This is a genomic window from Cytophagales bacterium (assembly GCA_033344775.1).
GTDB lineage: Bacteria > Bacteroidota > Bacteroidia > Cytophagales > Cyclobacteriaceae > JAWPMT01.
In genome coordinates this window covers 1555504-1577806 of record JAWPMT010000005.1, presented here as the reverse complement: position 1 = coordinate 1577806, position 22303 = coordinate 1555504, and the positions used below count along the sequence as shown (strand labels likewise).

Genomic DNA, 22303 nt, shown 5'->3' with positions numbered 1-22303 from the left:
AGGGTCCTGTTTTTGTTTAGTCTTTTTTTGAGAAGAGATCAAGCTGCTGTGAATAATAAGCCAGGCCTATTAGGGCCTGGTTTTTTCTTTTGAATCTCTTTTTCAATCTTACTAGTCGATTGCTAAAATTAAAAGAAGTCAGACCTCTGAAGACCTGACTTCAACCAAGTAGTAAAATTCACTAATCTTAAGTAAGAAAGCAGGAGAGTTGAGCCGCTAATATCAGTTTCCCGACTTGTGCTTAACACGAGGAGGCACGATACGCTCCCACTTTCTAAACCTTTCTCAACGTGGAACTAAGCTAGTGAATGAAGCTTCCGTGAATGGGTTGTCAAAGGAGAACGGACATTTCCGTACGGAAAACTGTTGAAATCCGAATGTTTTTGAAAAATAGTAAGCCGGACACTAAGGTCCGGCTTTTTCACAACCAAGTAATAAATACTCACCAACCAAGTTTTTCCCTTGCTCCTGAGATGGAGACCGTTGAAGTGTGAAGCCAAAGCCACTGTGAGGCATAGCTCCCAATGCCTGCACGTGGATGCGGCTTTGATCTTCACAATCTGTGCAAGTACTCTTTAATGCCTTTTCTTAAGACCGAAAGGGTTCATTAAGAACGTGAGGTTCAAAACTAGAATTGGACTAACTGACCTTTGATGGATTAAAGGAGAATGGATCGAATCTCCCTGTAAACTGTTGATATGTTGCTGTTTTTGAAAACAAGAAAAGCCGGACTTGAAGGCCCGGCTTTTGGTTCGTTTGGTTATGTGGTTGCTACTTCAGTGTAGAAGGACAGACATAATCTGTGGTAGGGATATTGGTTTGCGTAATGGCCTGATATCCTCCTTGCACATCGACAACCTGATGATAACCACGGGATTTTAAGATAGACGCGGCGATCATTGATCGATATCCTCCTGCGCAGTGGATATGATAAGTTGCACCCATATCTAATTCATCCATGTGTTTGTTGATGAAATCCAGTGGGAAACTTTGCGCATCTTCGATGTGTTCAGCGGAAAACTCCCCGGGCTTTCTTACGTCCAGCACGTGTAGCTTTTCAGCTGCAAATTGTGTGGCAAATTCGCTGGCAGGAATGGATGAAAGCTGATCAGTTTCCTTTCCCGCTGCTTTCCAGGCTTCAAAGCTTCCCTTTAAAAATCCTAAAGTGTTGTCGTATCCTACTCTGGATAATCGTGTGACCACTTCTTCCTCACGACCTTCATCGGCAATGAATACGATGGGCTGTTGGAGGTCGGTAATCAATGCGCCTACCCATGGTGCGAAACTTCCATCCACTCCAATGAAAATGGAATTGGGGATATGTCCTTGTGCAAAATCCTGAGCACTACGTGTGTCCAACACCATTGCGCCTTCATGATTGGCCATTGCCTCGAAAGCCTCGATATCTAAAGGCACATTTCCAGTAGCCAGTATCTCATCTATTCCCTGGGCACCGGATTTATTCATGGCTACATTTTGTGCAAAATACTGTGGCGGAGGAAGCAATCCATCGGTCACTTCTTTGATGAATTCTTCTCTGGTCATGTCAGCACGAAGCGCGTAGTTGTTGCGTTTCTGATTACCCAGCAAGTCGGTGGTTTCCTTGCTCATGTTCTTGCCACAAGCGGATCCTGCGCCATGAGCCGGATAAACGACCACTTCATCAGGCAGCGTCATGATCTTATTTCTTAAGCTATCATACAAATAACCAGCTAAGTCATTTTGCGTAAGCTCACCTTTCTGGGCAAGGTCTGGTCGGCCTACATCTCCTATAAACAATGTGTCGCCACTGAAGATCGCATGTTCTTTACCTGATTCATCGATCAACAGAAAAGTGGTGCTTTCCATTGTGTGACCAGGTGTATGGAGTACTTTGATCTTCACTTCACCCAGTTCGAAAACTTCCCCATCTCTGGCTTCGTGAATGTCATATTGGGTTTTTGCATTGGGGCCATAGACGATTTTCGCATCTGTCTTTTGGGCCAGATCCACATGACCAGAAACAAAATCAGCGTGGAAATGCGTCTCAAAAATATATTTGATGTTTGCGTTTTCCTTTTCAGCTTTTTCTATGTAGGGCTTAGATTCCCTTAATGGATCTACGATGGCCGCTTCTCCATTGCTTTCTATGTAGTAGGCGCCTTGTGCCAGACAACCTGTGTATATCTGTTCTACCTTCATATCGCTATCAATTCTTTTGCAATTGTACGTAAGTACGTTGCCGGATAATGTAACATTCGTTACGCTGAACGATTATCCACTCATTCTTCATGCTGAAGAGCATCTTCACGGCGAAGATATTCTTTTTCGCTACTAGCTTCAAGTGCATCATTCAATGTAAGGAAAATGTTGGCGGTGCCAATTTGGTCGATCAGTCCCGTTTTAAATAAAGTATCACGGACCGGTCCCACTACGTCGGTGAGCAACAACACCTTACCCTGGTTTCTTAAATCAAGCAATAGAACAGAAAGTTCCTCAATGGCCGAAGCATCGACCTGACTTATTGCCGAAGCATCCATGACTAAAGTCTTGATCTCGGGTCGATCGATCAATACTTCTTCTATGTAGGACTTTACAAATTGAATATTGATAAAGGTCAGCGGAGCATCTACCCTTAGAATGGCTTTATCCTCCCAGGTCTCTAGCTCATTGAATCGTTTAATGTTTCGGAATTCCGTTTGTTCAGGAAGTCTGCCCAATTCAGCGATATGTGGGTAAGCAGCCCGATATAGTAACAATAGGATGGAGGCCACCACACCACTTACAATACCGGGGACCATGCTGAAATTGAGTGTGACAAGAAAAGTAATGAGCAAAAGCGCAAATTCCAGTTTGTTTTCTTTCCAAAGCTTACGGGCGTATCTAAGATCGATCAGGCTTCCGACTGCAACCATGATGATGGAGGCAAGAATGGCGTGTGGCAAGTAGTAAAAGAGGGGTGTCAGGAACAGTAAAGTGAGTCCTACCAATATCGCACTAATCATTGAGGATAAGGGTGTATTCGCTCCAGCTTGATGGTTGACTGCCGATCGTGAAAAACCACCCGTCACAGGGTAGGTCTGGAAGAGTGATCCTATTACGTTAGATGCTCCTAGTGCGATTAATTCCTGGTTGGCTACCACTTTATAGTCTTTTCTTTTGCTTTCAATGGCTTTGGCCACGGAAAAAGCTTCCATGAATGCAACGATACTGATGGTGAGAGCCAGAGGGATCAATTGGGCAAACTGACCCAGTGAAAAGTTAGGGAATTGAAATGGAGGAAGCCCTCCAGGTATGCTTTCTACGATGGAAACTCCTTCCCGATCCCATTGCATCAGATAAACTAACAAGATCCCAAACGTTACCGCGACTAATGCCCCTGGGATGCGTGGATTGATCCTTTTGATGCCTTTGATGATGATAATGCCACTTATTCCAATCAATAGAGTCAATAAATGAGTTTGATCTACTTGCTTGAAGGCATTGAATACGAGTTGAAAGAATTGGCTACTTTTTTCAATCTCCGTGCCTAGCAGATATTTCAGTTGATTGAGCCCAATGATGATCGCTGCCGCTGAAGTAAAACCACTGATCACAGGCTTGGCTAGGAGGTTGGTGATGAATCCCATTCGGAAAATACCGAGCAACAATTGAAAAGCACCCATGAAAAAGGCCAGCAGAATCGCAAAGCCAATGTAAGTGTCGGTTCCTTCGGTCGCCAATACACCGACACCTGTGGCTACTAACAAAGAGTCCATGGCCACCGGAGCTACAGAAAGCTGCCGGGATGTTCCAAATATGGCGTAGATCAACTGAGGTACGATGGATGCATAGAGGCCATAAACCGGTGGCAGACCCGCAATCAAGGCATAGGCCATGCCCTGAGGTATGAGCATGATTCCTACTGTGATTCCCGCAAACAGGTCGTTTCCTAAATCGGCCTTTTTGTAATGGGTAAGCCAATAGGTAATGGGGAATATTTTGTGCAGGAACGTCATTCGGGGTGTTATAAATGTCGCTCAAAAGTAATGCCCTAACAAGCAGATGGTCGTAACAATTGTGACACTGGAAGATAACCTGGCTTTTGGAGGCTGATAATTGATTTCAAAAACTTTGAATTAGAAGGAATCTCTCTTAAAAGGCATAGCAGTCAACTTAAGGAAAGTGTTATAAAATCTCCTGTCTTCGCGAGGCATCGATCGGACCGCCGAAGCGGCGATCTGTTACGGGAGTTTAGGCCCTTGGTCTTAGGTCGGGGGATTTTCCAAATTACAAGCAATTTATTTTTCTCAGTAAGCCATCACAAAATCTCAATCAAATTACGATGTTGCTCGATCTTTTCTTCACGTTCCAGTTGCTTCAACAGTCGGGAAATCACTACTCTGGATGTGTTGAGTTCTTTCGCGATCTGTTCGTGCGTTTTTCGGATCTCAAAAGAACCGGTCGCTTGCTTGGTGTCCAATAGATACCGATATAACCGCTCGTCCATTTTGTGGAACACGACATTGTCAATGGTGTAAAGCAATTCATCAAAACGGGCCTGATAAGAGGAGAATACAAATTTTCGGAAGGATTGATATTTTACCACCCATATGTCCATGTAGGTCATGGGGATCATCCATAAGGTGGAATCTTCTTCCGCTACTAATTTGATGGCGGCCATTTTCCCTTCCAGGCAACATGTGATCGACATGGCACAGGTTTCTCCACCTTCCAGGTAATACAGGAATACTTCTTTGCCATTGGGTTCTTGACGAACGACCTTAAGTAAACCATTAAGTACCATCGGAACTTCGGTGCCTGGATGATCTGGACTCATGATCACTTTTCCGGCAGTAGCTTTTTTCAGCCTTCCTATCGTTTTGATCTCCTCTACCAATTGCGGATCAAAATCCTGAGCTTCCAAAAAATGAGTTACCAGATCGGACATAGATATGATGAATTTGTGTTGAACTAACTTTCGCCGATTAATTCCAGTTCCAATTTAGGTTTTTATGGATATAAAAGACATCCTTTCTTTACAGCTGCCCTTTTTCAGAGAATCACCCTTGAAAGAAGAGTTGGCTACAAAAGCACAAGTGGTGAATGTACCTGCAGGAACCGAAATATTAAGAGAGGGCAGTTATGTGAAGACTGTGCCCATATTGCTGCAAGGTTTGGCCAAGGTTGTCAAACATGAATCTGCAGGGAAGGAACTTTTGCTTTATTATATCTATCCTTTGGAGAGTTGTATTGTTTCTATCAATTGTGGATTGAACGATATAAAAAGCCGGGTAAAGGCCATTGCGGAAGAGGATTCTACGGCCATCTTGATCCCATCGACCGTATTGCAAGAATGGCAACGAAAGTATCCATCCTTTGCTGGTTTTATTCTTGATCTGTATCAAAAGCGATTCGATGATTTGCTTGATGCTTACAATGCCCTGGCATTTCAGAGCCTGGATGAACGTCTGTTGCAATACTTGCATGAAAAGACCAAAGCCCTCGGGTCAGGGAAAATCAAAGCGACCCATCAAGAACTGGGGGATGAGCTGGGGACGGCCAGAGAGACGATATCCCGGATGCTTAAAAAGCTTGAAATGGAGGGCACTGTGAAATTGCATCGGGGCTGGATAGAAGTGAACAATTAGCACTGCTGCTGTGGTGTGTATGTCAAGCTTAATCGTTTAATGATTCCTTCAATTGCCGATAAGCTTGTAACAGTGCTCCGCGGTTACCCCAGTCCTCGATTTCGTCATCAACATTCGGGTTTAGGAACGTTCCTTCGGATGAAATCACCTCTATCGATTCAAGTCCCATGGCTCGGTCCTGTTCTTTATCTTTTTCAGATAAGTCCCGGATGCCCATCATTTCTTTGGAGTATTGCCAGTCTCGATCAAATACCTCTTCAAAAGCATTCAGAAAAGCGCGTATTTCTTCTTTCATTATAAATGCCTTTATAGTAAAGCAAATCCTTTTTGCTGATGCTCCACTAAAGTAGTGATTGCCGAAATAGCCAGCTTGACGTTCGGATTGATCTCATCCAGAGCTACCTGGCGAGCATTGATGGATTGACCGCAAACCATGAATTGTACTCCCGCTTCAGTGAGTGTATTCAATGCATCCAGATCGGGGTTGTCTGCACGAAACCTCTTGCGGTAAGCTTCATTACTTAAGATCGTTTTGTAAGCCGCACTATGCACCACCACCACAATTTCTAATTGTTCGGGTGTAACACCTCCTAGTCCATACAGGTTGATCAGTCGGGCTACTCGATCCATGGATTGGCTATGGCCTTGTTCGGTTGGGTTAGCGGTGGTCATATCGATCACAATTTTAGCTCCATTGGAGGGTAAGGATACTCCTTCATAGTTGACCACTGCTCCATAACCCTGAACTGATGGATATTGATAGTTCTGAGCGGAGCATAATACAGGAAAGAGCAATAGAAGCGGATAGAGAAATTTCATTTAAATAAGCTTTTGATAAAATTCTTGGCTTGTGTGATCAAGATCACTGACAATGAAAAGCTAAGCATCAATCTTTGAATCAAAAAAGAAAAGAGATGAAAAAGAATATGAGTAAAACGGATGGCATCATTCGACTGATCGTTGCGGCGGCCATCATCGCTTTGTGGTACTTCGGTGTAGTAGGAGGTGTTTTGCTTACTGTCCTCTCTATTGTGGCAGTAATCTTTATCATAACTGGTTTTATTAATTTTTGCCCTTTGTATGCTGCATTAAGGATACGGACTCGAAAGGCTTAGATACTCAACCAGTTGTTTTTTCCACGGCCGGTTCATTAGAGCTGGCCTTTTTTGTAGGCATATAATTATTTCACTTCCCTCAGACCTGTATCATCAATAATCCTTTTTTCAGGTTAACTTTCATGTCTACTTACACCAACTTCATAGACATGAAATTTACCAGACTAACTTATGGATCAGTCTTTTTTTGCCTGACGCTGTTGTTCATACGGTGTGCTAAAGAGCCTGCTCCCGACGATGGTACTACGTTCGCTCCAAAGTTTACGTCATATGCCATTTCGGATTTCACTGTGGCTGACCCTACAATCGTTATGCCAACAGGTTCTTCGAACTTTGAGAAGATTGAATGGGCCAAAAAACCAGCTTCTATTTATGATGAGTCACTTCATGGGCATAAGATCAATGCGGATTCCACGTTTGAACTTGTGATAGAGACGACCAAGCCTGGTCGTGTACAAGTGGCATTCTTTAATGATATCAGCTCAGCAGATGTCACGTTGGATGTTCGAGTTTCAGATAAGTCCGGAGCGGTGGTCGATACGATGCAATTGACGATCGACGATAAATATGGACCCTTTAAAACAGGATATGTACAATTAAACGTCGCCTACTCCTGCAAACTTTATTTCAAAGCACGAAGCACTTTCTATTTGAAGGAGATCAGAAAGATCCCTCAAAATGTTGTGGCAAAAGGGAATCACCTGCAAACCACCATCTATTCTCAGTTTGCTCGAACCGATCAGGTAACAGGAGCTAAAAGTGACTCCATCTGGACGCGTGCCTATGGATTGGCTGAGGGTATTGATATGATTTCCGGACCCATTTTAAGGTTCAGTCCTGGTGATTTGGTGGAAGTAGGGATCATCAACAAACTGGATAAAGAAACAAGTCCTGTTTTACAGCAGTTCGAAAAATTACATGGTGATCGTTTGCTAGAGGATGAGGAGCTGGCAGAGGCCCCATTGCACGGTGAGATCAATGTTCCGCATAATTTGGATAATACCAATCTCCATGTTCATGGATTACATGTGGACCCTTCAAAAGACGATGTTACCATTGTAATTGTACCTGAAGGGGATACAACGACCTACGACGCGCCTGATACGGATGCTCCGGTGACAAGTGCAGAAGATTTGAATAAATATTCTGTAGCTGATCAGGGGATTAAGCGGGGCAAATGGAATTATCAATACAAGATACCAGAAGACCACTTGCCAGGAACTCATTGGTTTCACCCTCATAAGCATGGAGCAACGGCTGCACAGGTTGAAAATGGCATGGCTGGGACCATCATCATCGAAGAGAATAATACTAATTCGTTAGTTCCATATCCAGAGAATCCAGCAGATATACCTGCTTATGAAACCTGGAAATTGAATCATGAACGTGTCTTCTCAATTCAGGAGATCTCCAATTATGGATTTAATTTAGGTGAAGGCAATAGAAAAGGAGATACCACCATTGTTGGTAAGACAACCTTGGATTTGACAGTTAATGGAGAGTCTAATCCCAACATCTCTTTTGAAGCAGGTCAGCTAGAGCGGTGGCGACTGGTCAATGCAGGAACAAACCACCGTGCATTCGCTCATATCTGGTTAGGTCGCTATGATTCATTGGATAATTCCTGGATATCCACGCCAATTCACCTGGTTGCCGTAGACGGTATCACACTGGCTGAACCCATTGAAATAACTGCCGAACAGCCCGCATTGCTTGCTCCGGGAAATCGTTCTGATTTCCTGGTCCAATTACCAAAACCCGGTACATATGTGTTGTTCAAAAATTACAATATCAAAAATTTGTATATCAAGGATAAGCATGGTATACCGATCTTTAACTCGGAGACGCCTGATAAGCCTCGCTTCTGGCCATACATTGCCAGCAATAAGCATAATCCTTATTTGTTCGCACCCAATACCGATACCTCAACCATCAATTATTTGGGATATCTACATCGATGGAAAGGTGCGAAAAATAAGGCATGGGATTATCAGTTTAATGTGGTGCCCAATATGAAAGCCGAAGTGGTTGACGACTACTTTTTAGACATTACTTTTCCTACCGTTCCTTCGGATATTGTTGGCACTGCTGGTGATTGGAAACCGGCAGCATTCGGAGTAGCTGTCCCAGCAGGAAGGTTGGTGACTGCTGAGGTTACAGAAGTGAAAACGCCTCGATATGTGCCAAAAATGCCAACCAGAGCGACGCTGAAAGGAATTGCGCCAACGAACTGGGATAAACCACCTTCCTATGTGAGCAACATTGATCGGAAGAAGGATGTTCTCCAATCCAGGCCTGTTGTCTTTGATGTCTCAGGTTTAGGGATTGGAATACAAAAAGTCACCAATGAGCATACTGCCAAGGCGCATTCCAATCAATTTACTTTGAATGGTCGTTTTTTCGAACTCAATGACCCCATTGGAAATCCTGTAGCGCCGGGCCTGGTAGCAAAAAGTTACAGCTCACCTAGGGAACTTTTAGACAATGAGCATGGCATACACGATTCACAGTCACTCGCGGATAGTGGATATTCTTTCACGTTCAATAAAACTGCAGGAACACTTTATCCAAGTGAGAACTACATGCCAGGAGGTCTTACTACGGAGAAGAACTGGTATTTTGTTAATCCTAGTTATTATAAAACCATCGAATTTAATGGAAGTACAGGTGAATTTTCTTTCAGTGATGTCGTAAATCCAAGCAGCCCGACCTGGGAAAAGGTCACTGGATTAAAGGACGATGCTACTGCGATTGTTAATCAAAAGGCGAGTAATAAAAATTATCAGGTGCTTGATCTTAAGAAGGTTGATCCGGGATTACCTCGGGCCCAATCAGCGGAGGAGTGGTTGTTGATCAATAACTCCGATGTAAGTCACCCTTTTCATATCCATATCAATCCATTTTTTGTGGTGGAAGTCGGCCAACTGGCTTACATGAGTAAGGACAATGGCAAGAAATTCGACTGGTACATGAAGTCGGTCATGGCTGAAGGTGAAGAGACGAAACGGAAGTCCTGGGCTGACGCCAAGCCGGGTGATATATTCCAAAGTTCCATGCAAGTACCAGGAATTGTGGGCAATTGGTGGGATACGATTGTGATTCCCGCGCATGGATTTGTTCGGGTACGGTATTGGTTCAATGTGCCCGAACAGCAAGGTGATACATATCCGAATATCACAGTGAATGACAATCAAGATCGGGTAGGCATCTGGGTTTACCATTGTCATATCTTGCGACACGAAGATCGAGGAATGATGATGCCTGTGATTACGAAAAAGTTGAAAGAGTAAAGAATTTCGATCTAGCGTCGAAGGCCCGGGTCTGAGATGGATTCGGGCCTTTTTTGTGCCTAGGACTTAGGCTTTAAATTCATGCGCATGATACTGTTCATGAAAGATCAGGTACGCTAGACCTAGATTGAATAGAATGATCAATACGGCGGGGATCAACAGATAAAGCACCAGATAGCTGAGCAGTAACAGAAATACATACTGCACATATTTTTTCAGATTCAGGGTAGAGGTATACAAAATGGAAAACAGCAACACAAACTGACTGACCAACACACCATAGAGGATCAGGCTGTCCTGAATCGCCAGTAATTCAAATCCGCTGATCAGCATCATAATCAATTCTGGTACGAATAAGACGGTCCCAGTCAGTAGAATCATGACAATTCTTCGAGGCATGGTGAGCGGAAGATTTCTTAAGAATCCGAGTTTCTCTTCTGTCATTTTGTGGAGATTGAAAATCAACAAGGCGTTCATCGCGCCGATCAGAAAGATGAAGAAGGTGAAGTAATCTTCTCGAAAGATCTCAGCGTTTCGAATGAAGAAGAAATTGAAAGCCAGGTAAGAGAATAGCTTTTGAGCTAAGAGACCTAGTTTTTTGTCGGACCAGAGATGCGCCAGTAGAATGAATTTTAGAGAAATACTTCGTTTGATATCTGCACCACTGAATCCAGGTAAGGTTAAAAACCTGGAACTGATTTCACGTGATGTGAGAAAAGCGGATTTGGCCAAGACAACTGTGCAAAATGTGATTGCTATGATCAATAAAGAGGTGCTGATGATGTACCAAAAGACCGACTGAACGATGGCCATCATGATCACAATAATAGCGTAAATCAATACAGGCAGGAACATCGCAATAAAACAACCTGCGATCAAACCGTAAACCCTTGTAGTGGGTAGCACTTGATAAATGTTCAAAAAAGCATGTTGGTAGTGAGAAAAAGTTTGATCCATGAAACGCAGGCAACGAAAGGCATACAGTGCCCAAAAGAAGCTGACTCCAATCATCAGTGCAACGCTGGTTAATTGCGCCTGTATCAAAGCAGCATGTGTAGCAATCAGAAATTGTGGAGGAATGATCCCAAAAAAGATCAAAAAGAAAAATAGAAACAGTCCAGTGTTCTGCTTGTAGAATTGAACCACCACCAGTTTGAATAGAAATACACGTTCCGAATTCATGCCACAGCCAATTGAGCGTTTTGGATGGAAAGTGTGGCGTATGGATGCTGGACCCAGTGAAAGTCCTGATGAGAAGTAATTAAGAAAGAAGAGCCAGCAAGTTGGTATTGTGCAATGAAAGGTTCGAGCAATTGAACAGCTTCTGTATCAAGGGCATTCATGGGTTCATCGAGGATGATCAGTTTTGGGCTTCCGATGAATGCAAGTATCAGAGAGAGCTTTTTTAACATCCCGCTGGAGTAACCAAGAATGTGCTGGTCTTGAAATCGATCAACCCCTAACTTTTGAATTAATTCCTGATCTTTCTCAGGGGTTGTATTTCTGAGTTCCTGATGTATCCGGATTAGGTCGATACCTTTCATGAAACCTGGGTAGACTGGCTCTGCCGGAGCGAAGCTTACCAGCTTGCGATAAGCCTGCTGGTGTTTCAGGTCGTTCGGAACATCCATCAATTTGATACTTCCCTTGAACGGGATGAGTCCGGCGATGCTTTTGATCAGGGTCGTTTTTCCAGCGCCATTTTGCCCTTTCAGGTGATACAATCCAGGTGACAATTGTTGATCAGGTATGTTAAGGATCGTACGTCCCTGATAGGACTTTTCAAATTGATAGAAAGCGAGCATGATGCTCTATACGTGTATCGGAGGCGTTGGTTAGCAGTAATCTGATCGCTGGAGCGATCAGATTACTAATGGGGTAGCTTTGTTCTCAACAACCCATACACATACGTGCCGAGCATCGCAGATAGGATAACCACAGCAATGACTCCAATGCCATTTCCCAGTAAGATGAAAAGCGGACCTGGACATGCGCCCGTCATGGCCCAGCCAAATCCGAACAAAGTTCCACCAACCAAATAACGCGTAACTCCAGCTTGCTTGGGAGGGATGTCGATTACATCTCCGTCGATGGATTTGATTCGGAAGCGCTTGATCACTTGAGTAATAACGATCCCTACGACCACTGCCGATCCGATCACACCATACATATGAAAAGATTGGAAGCGAAACATTTCATATATGCGGTACCAGGAGATAATTTCTGCCTTGGTCAGGATGATGCCGAAAAGGATGCCGATGAATAAGTATTTTAGGAATTTCATAGTTGCCTGGACTCAGAGGGTTAGTAAGAAGGGGAGAATGAAGTAAGTCACGAACAGGCCTCCAATAAAGAAGCCAATAACCGCAATCAGTGAAGGAAGCTGCAGATTACTCAATCCACTGATGGCGTGTCCGGAAGTACAACCGCCCGCGTATCGGGTGCCAAACCCGATGAGAAAACCTCCAAAAACCAGCATGATCACTCCTCTCAAAGAAAGTAGCGACTCCCATGAAAATAGTGAGGCAGGTACCAGCGAATCCGTCGGGCTTTCAATGCCCAGGGCGTTCAAGTCCTGGAGGGTGCCTTCCGATAGTTGAACACCTGTTTCCGAAGTAAGAAAGTGGTTTGCTATCGCACCTCCGAGGAGCATTCCGGCAGCAAACACCAGGTTCCAGGTTTGAGCTTTCCAATTGAAATCAAAAAACTCGCAACTCTTGCCTGCTCCCAGGATGGAACACAGCGTTCGAAGGTTGGAAGAAATACCAAAACTTTTGCCGAAGAACAGCAACGAAAACATGACCACTCCGATCATGGGACCAGCCACATACCACGGCCATGGCTGGCTGATGAACTCAATTATATTCATGTAGAGGATTGTCTAACTCAATTCTAAACTCGAAAGTAGCGGCAGATGGTTTCCTTCGGTGTAACATTTGTTGCAGAGATGTTCGGTGGAAGTCAATTGTTTTAAAGTGGTTAGGTGTGATTTGGTGCCAATGCGCTATCTTTTCACAGTTGATAAGTCCCAGCCTCAGTATTGAATAATTCTTCGGAGATAGCTCTTTCCTTCTTGTTTCGGATATATATACCAAAAAGAGATGCGAAATTTTTCTCAGACAGGGGACAATTCCTGGCATCCACATGTCCTATTCTAATCGATATTAAAACTTATAAATGAGTTGAATTAGTTGTTTGGTATTTATTTTTTTCGGACCTTATAAAGCGAATTATACAATCAGTAATTAATCATGAAAGTCCTAAACAGTAGATGTGGCGTAATCTTCGTCACAAGAACAACCTTATGGCTGTGTCTGTGCCTTTTCACTTCCTTCTATCTTGATGCCCAGCAAGTCACTCGCAAGAATATTGACGATTTGTCACCTACTGAATTGGGTGCATATGAGCATGCCATTCAATTAATCCGTGATCGAAGTGCATCTAACCCTTATTTGCTAGACGGATATGCATGGCAAGCGTGGGTTCATAACGTGAATAGGGTTTCTGTTCCTGTTAATAATGAGCTGAAGCAAGGAGATCAGGATCCCACCAGTTTCTATCAAATTGCAGCTGCTCAACAATATGCTGATGGAACCTATGGCTATCCTGGAATGTGCGAACACGGGAAGGATATATTTTTTGTCTGGCACCGCGCTCAGTTTTACTACTTTGAAAAAATTCTTCAGAATACGGATCCGGAGGGAACTATAGTTGATAGCAGAGGAAATAAATATGCTACGAAGAACATAGGTATTCCTTATTGGAATTTTACGCGAGCCCCTAGTGGGAATAAGTTTCCCAAGGTATTTGAAAATCAAAGTTCTGTCCTTTATCACGAGCCCAGAAACAATCAGATTAACCCTCGAGATACCACGTTCACATCGCCGCATCTGCTGGCGAATATCGTAAGAGAAGCCAATTGGAATGTTTTTGGCGGATATCCCAATGCTACTGAAGGAGGCTATGGAAGGTTCGAAGCAGAAGTCCATAACCCTATGCATGTTCCCTATGTAGGTGGTAGTATGGCCAATCCAGCTACAGCAGCATATGATCCAATATTCTATTCATTTCATGCCTATGTTGACTACATTTTTGAGGCATGGATTGAAGAACATGGTACAGAAGGAATGACTTCATTGAGGTATTTTCTTAGGGCTCAACAACCAACTGAATTTAACTTGCCAGATTATGATCCAGGTGCTGGTGACCGTCCGAATATGGGTAGAGCAGAGCTGTATTTGGATATACAAAAATTGGGATATAACTACAGCGATAATCCTGCGGACCGCATTCTCGATCAAAACCAGACGAATGAATACCTTACTGGAAGCGGAGATAAAACACTGGTTTTTGGGAAGAGTAAAATAAGTCCCTACTACAAGATGTATACCGGAGGTGTTTCCTGGAGACCAGAGGCCCAGGGAACGGTGACGAATCAACCCATTACCGTTCGGGCCGCAAATAGAGACAATCCGTTCGTCTTTGTTTACGAAGAGAAGGATCCTAGTTCTTCATACCGCATTGATTTATATATCCACGGACAGAAGGTGAAGGCAAACATAGCGTCGGAGAAATTTCAGAAAAAGTATTTTGTAAAATCCGGAGTTGCATGGCTTAGTAGTGACCATAGCAGTCACGCAAGAAAAAGCCATAAGTTCAATCTTGATTTGACGGAAGTTGTTGATGATCTCAATAGTAGATATCCAGGAGAAACTTGCACCCTAACTATTGTTTACAATAAATTATAACCAACATGAGCGTTTATTTTGACCCAGACATAAAAAATATTTTTGCACCTTACGTTCAGCCAATGCTGGAGGTATCGATTGCTACTGATGACGGTGTTTTTAGCCTTGACTTAGGAAATTATGAATCAGTCAAGAGGTTAAATCAGAATATCAAAATTGCGATAGAGGGATGGGGTTACAATGGAGGTCCAAGAACCGCGCACCCCATGCCACCAGGAGGTCCGCTTCCTGATGAATCAATTGCTATGTATAATGATTGGTTAGCCGCTGGTATGCCTGAAACGGCCTCTGTGTCATGATAGCTTTGAAATTAATCAAGATGAAGAAAACTACTCTTTATTACGGCATTCTGGCACTTATCGTCCTGGGATGTCAGCCAGAGAAACAAGAAGAATTACCAGAAACTCAGGATCGCCCAGATAAGACTCAGGTCCTCAATGCAATCCGTGAAATAAAGCCACTTTTTCAAAAAAGGCAGCTGTTAAAGTCCACTCAGTCCAATTCAGATGTAACTCAGGGAGATTTGATTTTCCAGCCATTTCAAAATCCTCCAGAGGATACGACTATTAATGGCCGCTTAGAAACTGAGCTGAACCTGAGGTTTGCTACCAATCAAATGTACAATACCGTGCAGGAAAGCAATGTTGATATCTATCATCGATCCTATAATGATCAATTGGTCGGGAGGACCTGGCGCATCAAACCAGGCGATTTTCTTTCGGTAGATGTGAACAACCAGCTGGCGAATGATGTTTGTGATAGCGATCCGTTAAATCCGAACCCTCATACAGGCCATGATATCAATGTTATTGACACGGCGAGATTTAATACGACGAACTTGCATGTTCATGGTTTTCATGTTTCGCCCTCTGATCACGCTGATAATGTCTTTGTGGAAATAGAACCTGGGTGTGAATTCCAAAATCGATATGACATACCTACGGACCATGCACCTGGGACATTTTGGTATCATGGTCATGTCCATGGATCCACGGCGATTCAGGTATCTTCAGGGATGGCGGGTGCTATCATCATCGAAGGTGGATTGGATAATGTACCGGAGATCAGCGCCATGGAGGAAAAAATCTTCGTACTTCAGCAGATGCCTTATCTCTATGATAGCGCCGCGGGTCGTTATCACATTCCATGGAACAACACCACCTTTGGACCCAATGCCTGGAGCAATAATTATGAAGCGCAGGGATGGAGAACGACTATAAATGGTCAGAGTATTCCAGTAATCGACATGGCACCTGAAGAGGTACAACGATGGCGATTCGTGCATGCGGGAGTTCGTGAGACCATCAATCTGGAACTGTTTGATCAGGATGGAAACACCTCGGAATTGCTTTCACAAGACCTTCATACCATTGCTGAAGATGGTATCGCTTATGGGTACATCAATGAGGTTCAGAGCATGGAGCTAGAGCCAGGCTATCGGGTAGACATGATGGTCAAGGCCCCCAATAAACTGAGCGATACGCTTTATCTGATGGATACGGGGACAGAAGTATTGGGTAGTCTCGATGAATCACCCAGTACGGAAGATCCAAAGTTACTGGCAATGATTGTTCTTACAGATAAAAGTGGAACGGTGGCCAAAGAAATGCCTTCCTCTGAGTCTTTAGCAAGTCTGGCCCCTTATCCATCCCTGGTGGATGTAGCGCCTACAGCGGCATTGGAAAACATGGAGTTTTATATTGACACAGATGTCAATCCAATACAGTTTCAAATCGATAGACAGGCTTTCGAACCGTCAAATATTAGGTATCTAACATTGAATAAGGTGCAAGATTGGGACTTGACCTCTGGTTTAGCCAATCACCCGTTCCATATCCATATCAATCACTTTCAAATTCTGGAGAAATCTGTTTGTCTTGATTGGAACTCTGACAACAATACTTGTAATGAATGGGGCTCCCCGACCAAGTTTGATCAACCGATTTGGAAGGACACCTATTTTGTGAAAGCTAGAGAAAAGACCAGGATACGAACCGTCTACAAAGACTTCACCGGTAAGTTTGTGATTCACTGCCATATACTCGATCATGAGGATCAGGGAATGATGCAGTCAGTGGAAATTTTAGAGGAGGGCCAGGAGGTGAGCCAGGTGAATTTTCCGGAGATCACCATTTGTGATGAAAACGCGCAGTTAGCTGCGTTAGAACCATAAATCTGAATTCAGAAAGAAATCTTGAAGGGTCGGAGGAAGCTCCATCTGGCCCTTTTCATACCCACCCATTATTCACCGCATACATCGCAAGCCCTACCCGACTTTTGACTTTTAGTTTTTCGAACAGGGCTTTTCGGTAGCCGTCTACCGTTTTGGGACTGACGAACATCTCATCGGCGATTTGCTGATAGGTCATTTCCGTACAAGCCAGCTTGATGAATCTCAGTTCTCTTTCCGTCAAAGTGACTCGATCATCTTCCTGGATGGCATGAATGAGCTTTCGGCTAAGGAAGTCCGTGTAGTAAAATTTGCCTTGAACTACCGTTTGCAGGGCTTCATGTAATACATCCGGATCAATGTCTTTCGTGAGGTATCCTTTGACGCCATATTTGATCATACGAACGATACTCTCCTCCTGACCCACCATGCTCAATACCAACACATTGATTTTAGGATAATGCTCATTTAGCCAGGATATACTTTCAAACCCATCCTTTCTGGGCATGTTGATGTCCATGATGATGACATCTGGTAACACACTCGGATTAATCAAATTCGCCAATGTTTCGCCATCCATGGCCTCCAGTACAATCTCATATAGTGCACCCCACTTTTCCAGAAGGCTCATCAGCCCTTTGCGGTAGAGTTGATGATCATCAACGATACCCAGTTTGATTGGTCGCGCTGCGATACTCATGGGATCGGTATTCTAAGGTGAACAGAAGTGCCCTCTTGTTGTTTGCTTTCTACCTGCAGCTGCGCCTGGATCATTCTAGCACGTTCGTACAGGTGCTTCATGCCTAATTGCGGTCTATCCGGTTCACTCGTTGGATCGTAACCATCACCATTGTCCTCCAAATGAAGATTCAGGAAAGAACCAGATTGGATAGCCTGCACTTTGAGCATAGAAGCGTTACTGTGCTTAAGTACGTTATTAAGGATTTCCTGAACCATCCGAAATAGCACCAGACCCTTAAATGAAGGGAGGTCCGGCCAGTGCTCAGGCTCCATGTAAACCACCTGAAATAGATTAAGTCGTTTCAATCGCAGTATCTCTTTCAATAGGAGTTGATCGAAAGCTGTTGTATCCGCGCCGGAAGCAGTCAGATTGATCGATAATTGTTTGATTTCATGATTCAATTCAGAGACCAAAGCGCTGATGTCTTCAACCTTTTGCTGCTGATCCTCCTTGGGAGTTTCTAACAATAATTTTAGGTGAATATGTACCAGATTGGCAAGGTGGCCGAGATTGTCATGGATCTCTCGAGCGGCATGATTCAACTCATGTTGAGACAACTCCAGTTGCGAGCGCAATTGCAAGACCAATTCCTTATCAGACACAGCCATATTTTCGGTCGCGGGATCCTCACGGAAATCTTTGTCCTTTGGTGGGTACGTCTTAGAAGATGGTTGCTTACTCATTAAAATGTTAACACTGGTTGCAGAAAAATCAAGCCTGGTTGCCGCGAAACGACGTTTTCAGGTGTTTATGGTTGCGAGCTCGGCCCCGAATAGAGGCCATTTCAGGAGGCTCCAAATCGCCCATTAATCCATGAGCAATCTCCCCTAATATCACCTGCCCTTTTACTGTTTAGTATTTCGGGGAGTAAATATAGTACTATTAATATTAGTATTTTGCTATATATATTAGTATTTCTATAATACTTTAACAATGATAATTTCAAATCCATCCGTCAGTCATAGCGGTCACAGTAAAACAGGGTTTTTCTTTTTACCTACCTGAAAAACACTTGCGTCATCACAGGGTTTTTCCCCTTGATAATGTATGGTTTCTAACGGAGTTTTGTATCAGTTATCAGTGTCACTAGAGGGAGTGATAAGTATTGAAAGTCAATTGGTTCGTGCTATCCACGCTAGTTCAAAACGCACGCTCAGATCGGCTCCCAAACAACCCTCGAAGACATATCATGTATGTGGAAAATAGGTACTCACAGACCAGATCGGTTCCGCCTGCATAGACACCCAGGATCTTGAAACAAGGTCAGAACCGACCTTGCTTCCTGGGATGTTTTCCTATCTATTTCAAAGAAATTTCATTAGCCTAAACGATCAATTCCAGTAGTGGAATAAAGCGGTAATTCTCGATCAATCAATATGGGATCATCTTTGAAAGTGAAAGTTTCAATTTAACGAATCATGCTGCACTGCTGTAGTGACCCGCTCAAAATGGTTCAGCATACCTATGTCAGGAAATCCAGAACCAGAAAATTACAAAGTCAGAAGCAGAGAAACTCAAGAACTAATTAACTCAATAAATAATGGATCACTGAAGAAATGATATTCCTCTACCGGAATTTCGATTGATCCAAGTCATTCACTCTGAGGTTGTAACGTACGATCGATTTTTTCAAAAATCCGGAGCAACTCATCTTGTTCGCTGGGAGTAAGCACGGATGCAATGTTCTCACTCATTTCATGACGCTTACTACAAAACATTTCCTTCAATTCTTTGGCCTTGTCTGTCAAGCCAACCAGTACCGTCCGTCTGTCTTCTTCAGAATAGAATCGCTGTAAATAAGACTTCTTCACCAGCTTATCGACGATGCCTGTTGCCGTACTGTGCGGTGTATTGAGGTATTCCGAAATGTCTCGCATGATCAGGTATTCACTTTCCCCGATGTGATCGATCAACAACAGATCTTGTTTTGTGATATCCTGAGTGATTTGTACACACCAATCGTCCACTTCCTCCATCCTGACCAATAGTTTGGAGAAGATCTTAGGGAAAGATTCAGAGAAACTCAATTTATCCTGTCCAATTGTTGCCGCCTCGCTCGTCATGTCATCAAAAAATTATGTGCTTATGATAACTACAAAAATCTCAAGAAAAATGTTTCAGAAAAAATATAATACGAAAATCGAAATATTTTGAAACTAAAATATCTGAGTTTCGATTAAAGACATATTACTTCGAAAATCGAAATATTCATCAATCGTATTTATATATCTTAATCAATGAACGAATCGATAAAAAACCTCAAGGAAAATTCCCAGCAGTTTGGGGAGCGATGGGGTAGATGGGTCATCCAATACCGATGGCCTGTATTGATCTTGAGCATAGCTCTTGCCATGGTTTTTGGGTCAGGAGGAGCCAAACTAGGTTTTGACGGAGATTATAGGGTCTTTTTTAAGAAAGACAATCCTCAGTTACAAGCCTATGAAGCATTGCAACGCAAATACACACAGGACGACAATGTTTTGATTGTGATTGCTCCGAAGGATGGAGAAGTGTTCAATACCAGAACGCTCGAAGCCATAGAGGAATTAACGGCTGACTCCTGGCAGGTGCCGTTCTCCACACGTGTTGACGCCATCACCAACTTTCAACACACCTATGCGGAGGAAGATGATCTCTTTGTAGAAGATCTGGTGACAGATGCCGCACAAAAAACGCAGCAACAGATCAAAAAGATCAAAGAAGTGGCGACCAATGAGCCGTTGTTGGTTCATCGTTTGCTGAATGAGGAGGGAACCGTGGCGGCCATCAATGTGACGGTACAATTACCCGGTGAAGACGTCAGTGAGAATCCTACGATCGTTGCTCACGTGCGTGAAATGACGGAAGCCTTTGAGGCGAAACATCCGGAGCTTCAAACACACCTTTCAGGATTAGTCATGTTGAACAGCGCATTCTTTGAAGCATCTCAAAAGGACAGTTCCACCTTAATTCCCGCCATGTTTTTGGCGATCTTGATTACCATTCTTATCGCGACAAGAACCCTTTCCGGGACATTTGCTTCCCTTTTGGTGATTGTTTTCTCTATCATGTTTGGGATGGGTTTTGCAGGGCACATGGGTATTAAATTGACACCACCATCTGGCGCTGCTCCGATCATCATCATGACCCTGGCAGTGGCCGATAGTATCCATATCCTGATCACAATGATCCAGGGAGTACGCAAGGGTCTGGAAAAGAAAGCCGCAGTGATCGAGAGTTTGAGGGTGAATTTCATGCCGGTTTTTATTACAAGTTTGACGACCGTTATCGGTTTTCTATCTCTTAATTCGGCCGAAGTGCCTCCATTCAGAGACCTGGGTAATATCGCCGCGGTGGGCATGACAGGTGCTTTCTTCTTTTCGGTGACGTTGCTTCCGGTATTGATGTCGCTACTGCCTATTCGCGTAAAAGCTTCAACGACGCAAGACAATGCGCAAAGTAGTGGCGGTTTTTACCATCGAATTGCTGACGCTGTGATCGGTCGGCGGGTCGCGACCTTGGGAGGGTCTGTCGTGGTAATTAGCGTTTTGGGATTCTTTGCGATGAACATCGAATTGAATGATGAGTTTGTGAAATACTTCGATGACAGTGTGACTTTCCGACAAGACACAGATTTCATCAATGACAACCTCACGGGCATTTACAATGCGGAATTTTCATTGGCTTCTGGTGAACCAGGAGGTATCAACAATCCGGAATACCTGAAGAATCTGGAAGCATTTGAGATGTGGTTAGAAAGCCAGCCAGAAGTGGTCCACGTTAACGCTTATTCGGAAGTAGCCCGAAGGATCAATCGATCCATGCACGGAGATGATCAGACGTACTACCGAGTGCCTGAAAATCGGGAGGAAGCTGCACAATATTTATTGCTATATGAATTGTCGCTGCCGTTCGGTCTGGACCTCAATAACCAGATCAATGTCGATAAGTCAGAGACCCGATTGACGGCTACTTACGTCAACATGCCTACTAAAGACATGATTAGCTTCACGGAACGAGCAGAAAGTTGGTTGGAACAGAATACACCGGAATACATGCATACCAAAGGGATCAGTCCGACGATGATGTTTGCTTATCTGTCTAGAACACAGATTGTGAGTCTCATCAGCGGCAATCTGATTGCAATAGGCCTAATCACCTTGGTTTTGACTTTGGCACTTCGAAGTTTCAAACATGGGTTCCTGAGCCTGATCCCGAACCTGACTCCTGCTTTGGTAGGATTTGGGGTATGGGCCTTACTTGGAGGAACGATCAATGTAGGGATATCCATCGTGTTTGGCATGACCCTGGGGATCATTGTCGATGACACCATTCATTTCCTCACCAAGTACCTGCGAGCACGTCGCGAGCATGGTTATTCTGCTGAAGATGCGGTGAGATATGCCTTTGATACGGTTGGAAGGGCCCTAGTCGTGACCACTATCGTACTTATTTCGGGCTTTGTGATCTTATCACAATCCAGTTTCGGCATGAATGAAGGGATGGCCAAGGTCACCACGATCATCATCATCAGTGCACTGATCATAGACTTCCTCATGTTACCAGCTATTCTGTTGATCTCTGCCGGTAAAGACCAAAAACCAACATTGGCAACCAGCCAAGTATCCTAATCCATTAATACGTAAAATG

Annotated in this window: 19 protein-coding genes; 7 read left to right on the top strand and 12 right to left on the bottom strand. The window is 43.7% G+C overall.

The features are described 5' to 3' along the window. Nucleotides 1–771: 771 nt before the first annotated feature. The 3 genes from R8G66_24325 to R8G66_24315 form a co-directional block, all read right to left on the bottom strand. The gene (locus R8G66_24325) at nt 772–2181 is read right to left on the bottom strand and encodes an MBL fold metallo-hydrolase (GenBank protein MDW3195526.1); all 1410 of its coding nucleotides are present in this window, start codon (nt 2179–2181) and stop codon (nt 772–774) included. 80 nt (nt 2182–2261) lie between these two features. After that, complete coding sequence (gene sulP / locus R8G66_24320; GenBank protein MDW3195525.1) at nt 2262–3977, bottom strand: sulfate permease; 1716 nt, start codon at nt 3975–3977, stop codon at nt 2262–2264. A 302-nt stretch (nt 3978–4279) separates the two neighbouring features. Continuing rightward, nucleotides 4280–4909 carry a Crp/Fnr family transcriptional regulator gene (locus R8G66_24315; protein MDW3195524.1) on the bottom strand — a complete coding sequence of 210 codons (630 nt, stop codon included), beginning with the start codon at nt 4907–4909 and terminating at the stop codon, nt 4280–4282. Between the two features lie 64 nt (nt 4910–4973). Here R8G66_24315 and R8G66_24310 point away from each other — a divergent pair, with 64 nt between their 5' ends. Next, nucleotides 4974–5609: a Crp/Fnr family transcriptional regulator gene (locus tag R8G66_24310; GenBank protein MDW3195523.1), complete on the top strand. Its 636-nt coding sequence runs from the start codon at nt 4974–4976 to the stop codon at nt 5607–5609. Between the two features lie 28 nt (nt 5610–5637). Here R8G66_24310 and R8G66_24305 read toward each other — a convergent pair whose 3' ends face one another. Beyond that, on the bottom strand, nt 5638–5904 hold the full coding sequence (locus R8G66_24305) for a hypothetical protein (protein MDW3195522.1): 267 nt from the start codon (nt 5902–5904) through the stop codon (nt 5638–5640). Nucleotides 5905–5915: 11 nt separating this feature from the next. Beyond that, nucleotides 5916–6428 (bottom strand): DsrE family protein, encoded by a 513-nt coding sequence (locus R8G66_24300; GenBank protein MDW3195521.1) that lies wholly within the window; start codon nt 6426–6428, stop codon nt 5916–5918. 95 nt (nt 6429–6523) lie between these two features. Here R8G66_24300 and R8G66_24295 point away from each other — a divergent pair, with 95 nt between their 5' ends. Both R8G66_24295 and R8G66_24290 read left to right on the top strand, forming a co-directional pair. Beyond that, nucleotides 6524–6724, top strand: coding sequence for a DUF2892 domain-containing protein (locus R8G66_24295; protein MDW3195520.1), 201 nt, complete (start codon nt 6524–6526; stop codon nt 6722–6724). Nucleotides 6725–6873: 149 nt separating this feature from the next. Then, entirely contained in the window at nt 6874–10014 is a 3141-nt protein-coding gene (locus tag R8G66_24290; GenBank protein MDW3195519.1) for a multicopper oxidase domain-containing protein, read from the top strand. A 66-nt stretch (nt 10015–10080) separates the two neighbouring features. On the opposite strand, the gene R8G66_24285 is transcribed toward R8G66_24290, so the two are convergent. The 4 genes from R8G66_24285 to R8G66_24270 form a co-directional block, all read right to left on the bottom strand. Continuing rightward, a complete protein-coding gene (locus R8G66_24285) occupies nt 10081–11196 on the bottom strand; it encodes a hypothetical protein (protein MDW3195518.1) in 1116 nt (371 codons plus the stop codon). After that, the gene (locus R8G66_24280; protein MDW3195517.1) at nt 11193–11819 is read right to left on the bottom strand and encodes an ATP-binding cassette domain-containing protein; all 627 of its coding nucleotides are present in this window, start codon (nt 11817–11819) and stop codon (nt 11193–11195) included. Before R8G66_24280 ends, R8G66_24285 begins: the two co-directional genes overlap by 4 nt. Before the next feature lie 65 nt (nt 11820–11884). Continuing rightward, nucleotides 11885–12298 carry a DUF6691 family protein gene (locus R8G66_24275; protein ID MDW3195516.1) on the bottom strand — a complete coding sequence of 138 codons (414 nt, stop codon included), beginning with the start codon at nt 12296–12298 and terminating at the stop codon, nt 11885–11887. A 12-nt stretch (nt 12299–12310) separates the two neighbouring features. After that, nucleotides 12311–12883: a YeeE/YedE thiosulfate transporter family protein gene (locus R8G66_24270; GenBank protein MDW3195515.1), complete on the bottom strand. Its 573-nt coding sequence runs from the start codon at nt 12881–12883 to the stop codon at nt 12311–12313. 382 nt (nt 12884–13265) lie between these two features. On the opposite strand from R8G66_24270, the gene R8G66_24265 reads away from it, so the two are divergent. The 3 genes from R8G66_24265 to R8G66_24255 are packed head-to-tail and all read left to right on the top strand — an operon-like array spanning nt 13266 to nt 16935. Then, nucleotides 13266–14762: a tyrosinase family protein gene (locus R8G66_24265; protein ID MDW3195514.1), complete on the top strand. Its 1497-nt coding sequence runs from the start codon at nt 13266–13268 to the stop codon at nt 14760–14762. Nucleotides 14763–14767: 5 nt separating this feature from the next. After that, a complete protein-coding gene (locus R8G66_24260) occupies nt 14768–15061 on the top strand; it encodes a hypothetical protein (protein MDW3195513.1) in 294 nt (97 codons plus the stop codon). Nucleotides 15062–15081: 20 nt separating this feature from the next. After that, on the top strand, nt 15082–16935 hold the full coding sequence (locus R8G66_24255) for a multicopper oxidase family protein (GenBank protein MDW3195512.1): 1854 nt from the start codon (nt 15082–15084) through the stop codon (nt 16933–16935). Nucleotides 16936–16990: 55 nt separating this feature from the next. Here R8G66_24255 and R8G66_24250 read toward each other — a convergent pair whose 3' ends face one another. From R8G66_24250 to R8G66_24240, 3 genes are all read right to left on the bottom strand, one after another. Continuing rightward, nucleotides 16991–17632, bottom strand: a complete 642-nt coding sequence (locus R8G66_24250; protein ID MDW3195511.1) for a response regulator transcription factor — start codon at nt 17630–17632, stop codon at nt 16991–16993. Continuing rightward, a complete protein-coding gene (locus tag R8G66_24245) occupies nt 17629–18357 on the bottom strand; it encodes a hypothetical protein (GenBank protein ID MDW3195510.1) in 729 nt (242 codons plus the stop codon). The genes R8G66_24250 and R8G66_24245 overlap by 4 nt, the downstream gene beginning before the upstream one ends. 909 nt (nt 18358–19266) lie before the next feature. Further along, nucleotides 19267–19737 carry a winged helix DNA-binding protein gene (locus tag R8G66_24240; GenBank protein ID MDW3195509.1) on the bottom strand — a complete coding sequence of 157 codons (471 nt, stop codon included), beginning with the start codon at nt 19735–19737 and terminating at the stop codon, nt 19267–19269. Nucleotides 19738–19911: 174 nt separating this feature from the next. Between R8G66_24240 and R8G66_24235 the strand changes: the two genes are divergently transcribed. Continuing rightward, the gene (locus tag R8G66_24235; GenBank protein MDW3195508.1) at nt 19912–22284 is read left to right on the top strand and encodes an MMPL family transporter; all 2373 of its coding nucleotides are present in this window, start codon (nt 19912–19914) and stop codon (nt 22282–22284) included. Nucleotides 22285–22303 lie beyond the last annotated feature (19 nt).

Bases quoted from the DNA above. Each gene is read 5' to 3' on its own strand.
- R8G66_24325 (MDW3195526.1), bottom strand. From the start codon at position 2,181: ATGAAGGTAGAACAGATATACACAGGTTGTCTGGCACAAGGCGCCTAC.
- sulP (MDW3195525.1), bottom strand. From the start codon at position 3,977: ATGACGTTCCTGCACAAAATATTCCCCATTACCTATTGGCTTACCCAT.
- R8G66_24315 (MDW3195524.1), bottom strand. From the start codon at position 4,909: ATGTCCGATCTGGTAACTCATTTTTTGGAAGCTCAGGATTTTGATCCG.
- R8G66_24310 (MDW3195523.1), top strand. From the start codon at position 4,974: ATGGATATAAAAGACATCCTTTCTTTACAGCTGCCCTTTTTCAGAGAA.
- R8G66_24305 (MDW3195522.1), bottom strand. From the start codon at position 5,904: ATGAAAGAAGAAATACGCGCTTTTCTGAATGCTTTTGAAGAGGTATTT.
- R8G66_24300 (MDW3195521.1), bottom strand. From the start codon at position 6,428: ATGAAATTTCTCTATCCGCTTCTATTGCTCTTTCCTGTATTATGCTCC.
- R8G66_24295 (MDW3195520.1), top strand. From the start codon at position 6,524: ATGAAAAAGAATATGAGTAAAACGGATGGCATCATTCGACTGATCGTT.
- R8G66_24290 (MDW3195519.1), top strand. From the start codon at position 6,874: ATGAAATTTACCAGACTAACTTATGGATCAGTCTTTTTTTGCCTGACG.
- R8G66_24285 (MDW3195518.1), bottom strand. From the start codon at position 11,196: ATGAATTCGGAACGTGTATTTCTATTCAAACTGGTGGTGGTTCAATTC.
- R8G66_24280 (MDW3195517.1), bottom strand. From the start codon at position 11,819: ATGCTCGCTTTCTATCAATTTGAAAAGTCCTATCAGGGACGTACGATC.
- R8G66_24275 (MDW3195516.1), bottom strand. From the start codon at position 12,298: ATGAAATTCCTAAAATACTTATTCATCGGCATCCTTTTCGGCATCATC.
- R8G66_24270 (MDW3195515.1), bottom strand. From the start codon at position 12,883: ATGAATATAATTGAGTTCATCAGCCAGCCATGGCCGTGGTATGTGGCT.
- R8G66_24265 (MDW3195514.1), top strand. From the start codon at position 13,266: ATGAAAGTCCTAAACAGTAGATGTGGCGTAATCTTCGTCACAAGAACA.
- R8G66_24260 (MDW3195513.1), top strand. From the start codon at position 14,768: ATGAGCGTTTATTTTGACCCAGACATAAAAAATATTTTTGCACCTTAC.
- R8G66_24255 (MDW3195512.1), top strand. From the start codon at position 15,082: ATGAAGAAAACTACTCTTTATTACGGCATTCTGGCACTTATCGTCCTG.
- R8G66_24250 (MDW3195511.1), bottom strand. From the start codon at position 17,632: ATGAGTATCGCAGCGCGACCAATCAAACTGGGTATCGTTGATGATCAT.
- R8G66_24245 (MDW3195510.1), bottom strand. From the start codon at position 18,357: ATGAGTAAGCAACCATCTTCTAAGACGTACCCACCAAAGGACAAAGAT.
- R8G66_24240 (MDW3195509.1), bottom strand. From the start codon at position 19,737: ATGACGAGCGAGGCGGCAACAATTGGACAGGATAAATTGAGTTTCTCT.
- R8G66_24235 (MDW3195508.1), top strand. From the start codon at position 19,912: ATGAACGAATCGATAAAAAACCTCAAGGAAAATTCCCAGCAGTTTGGG.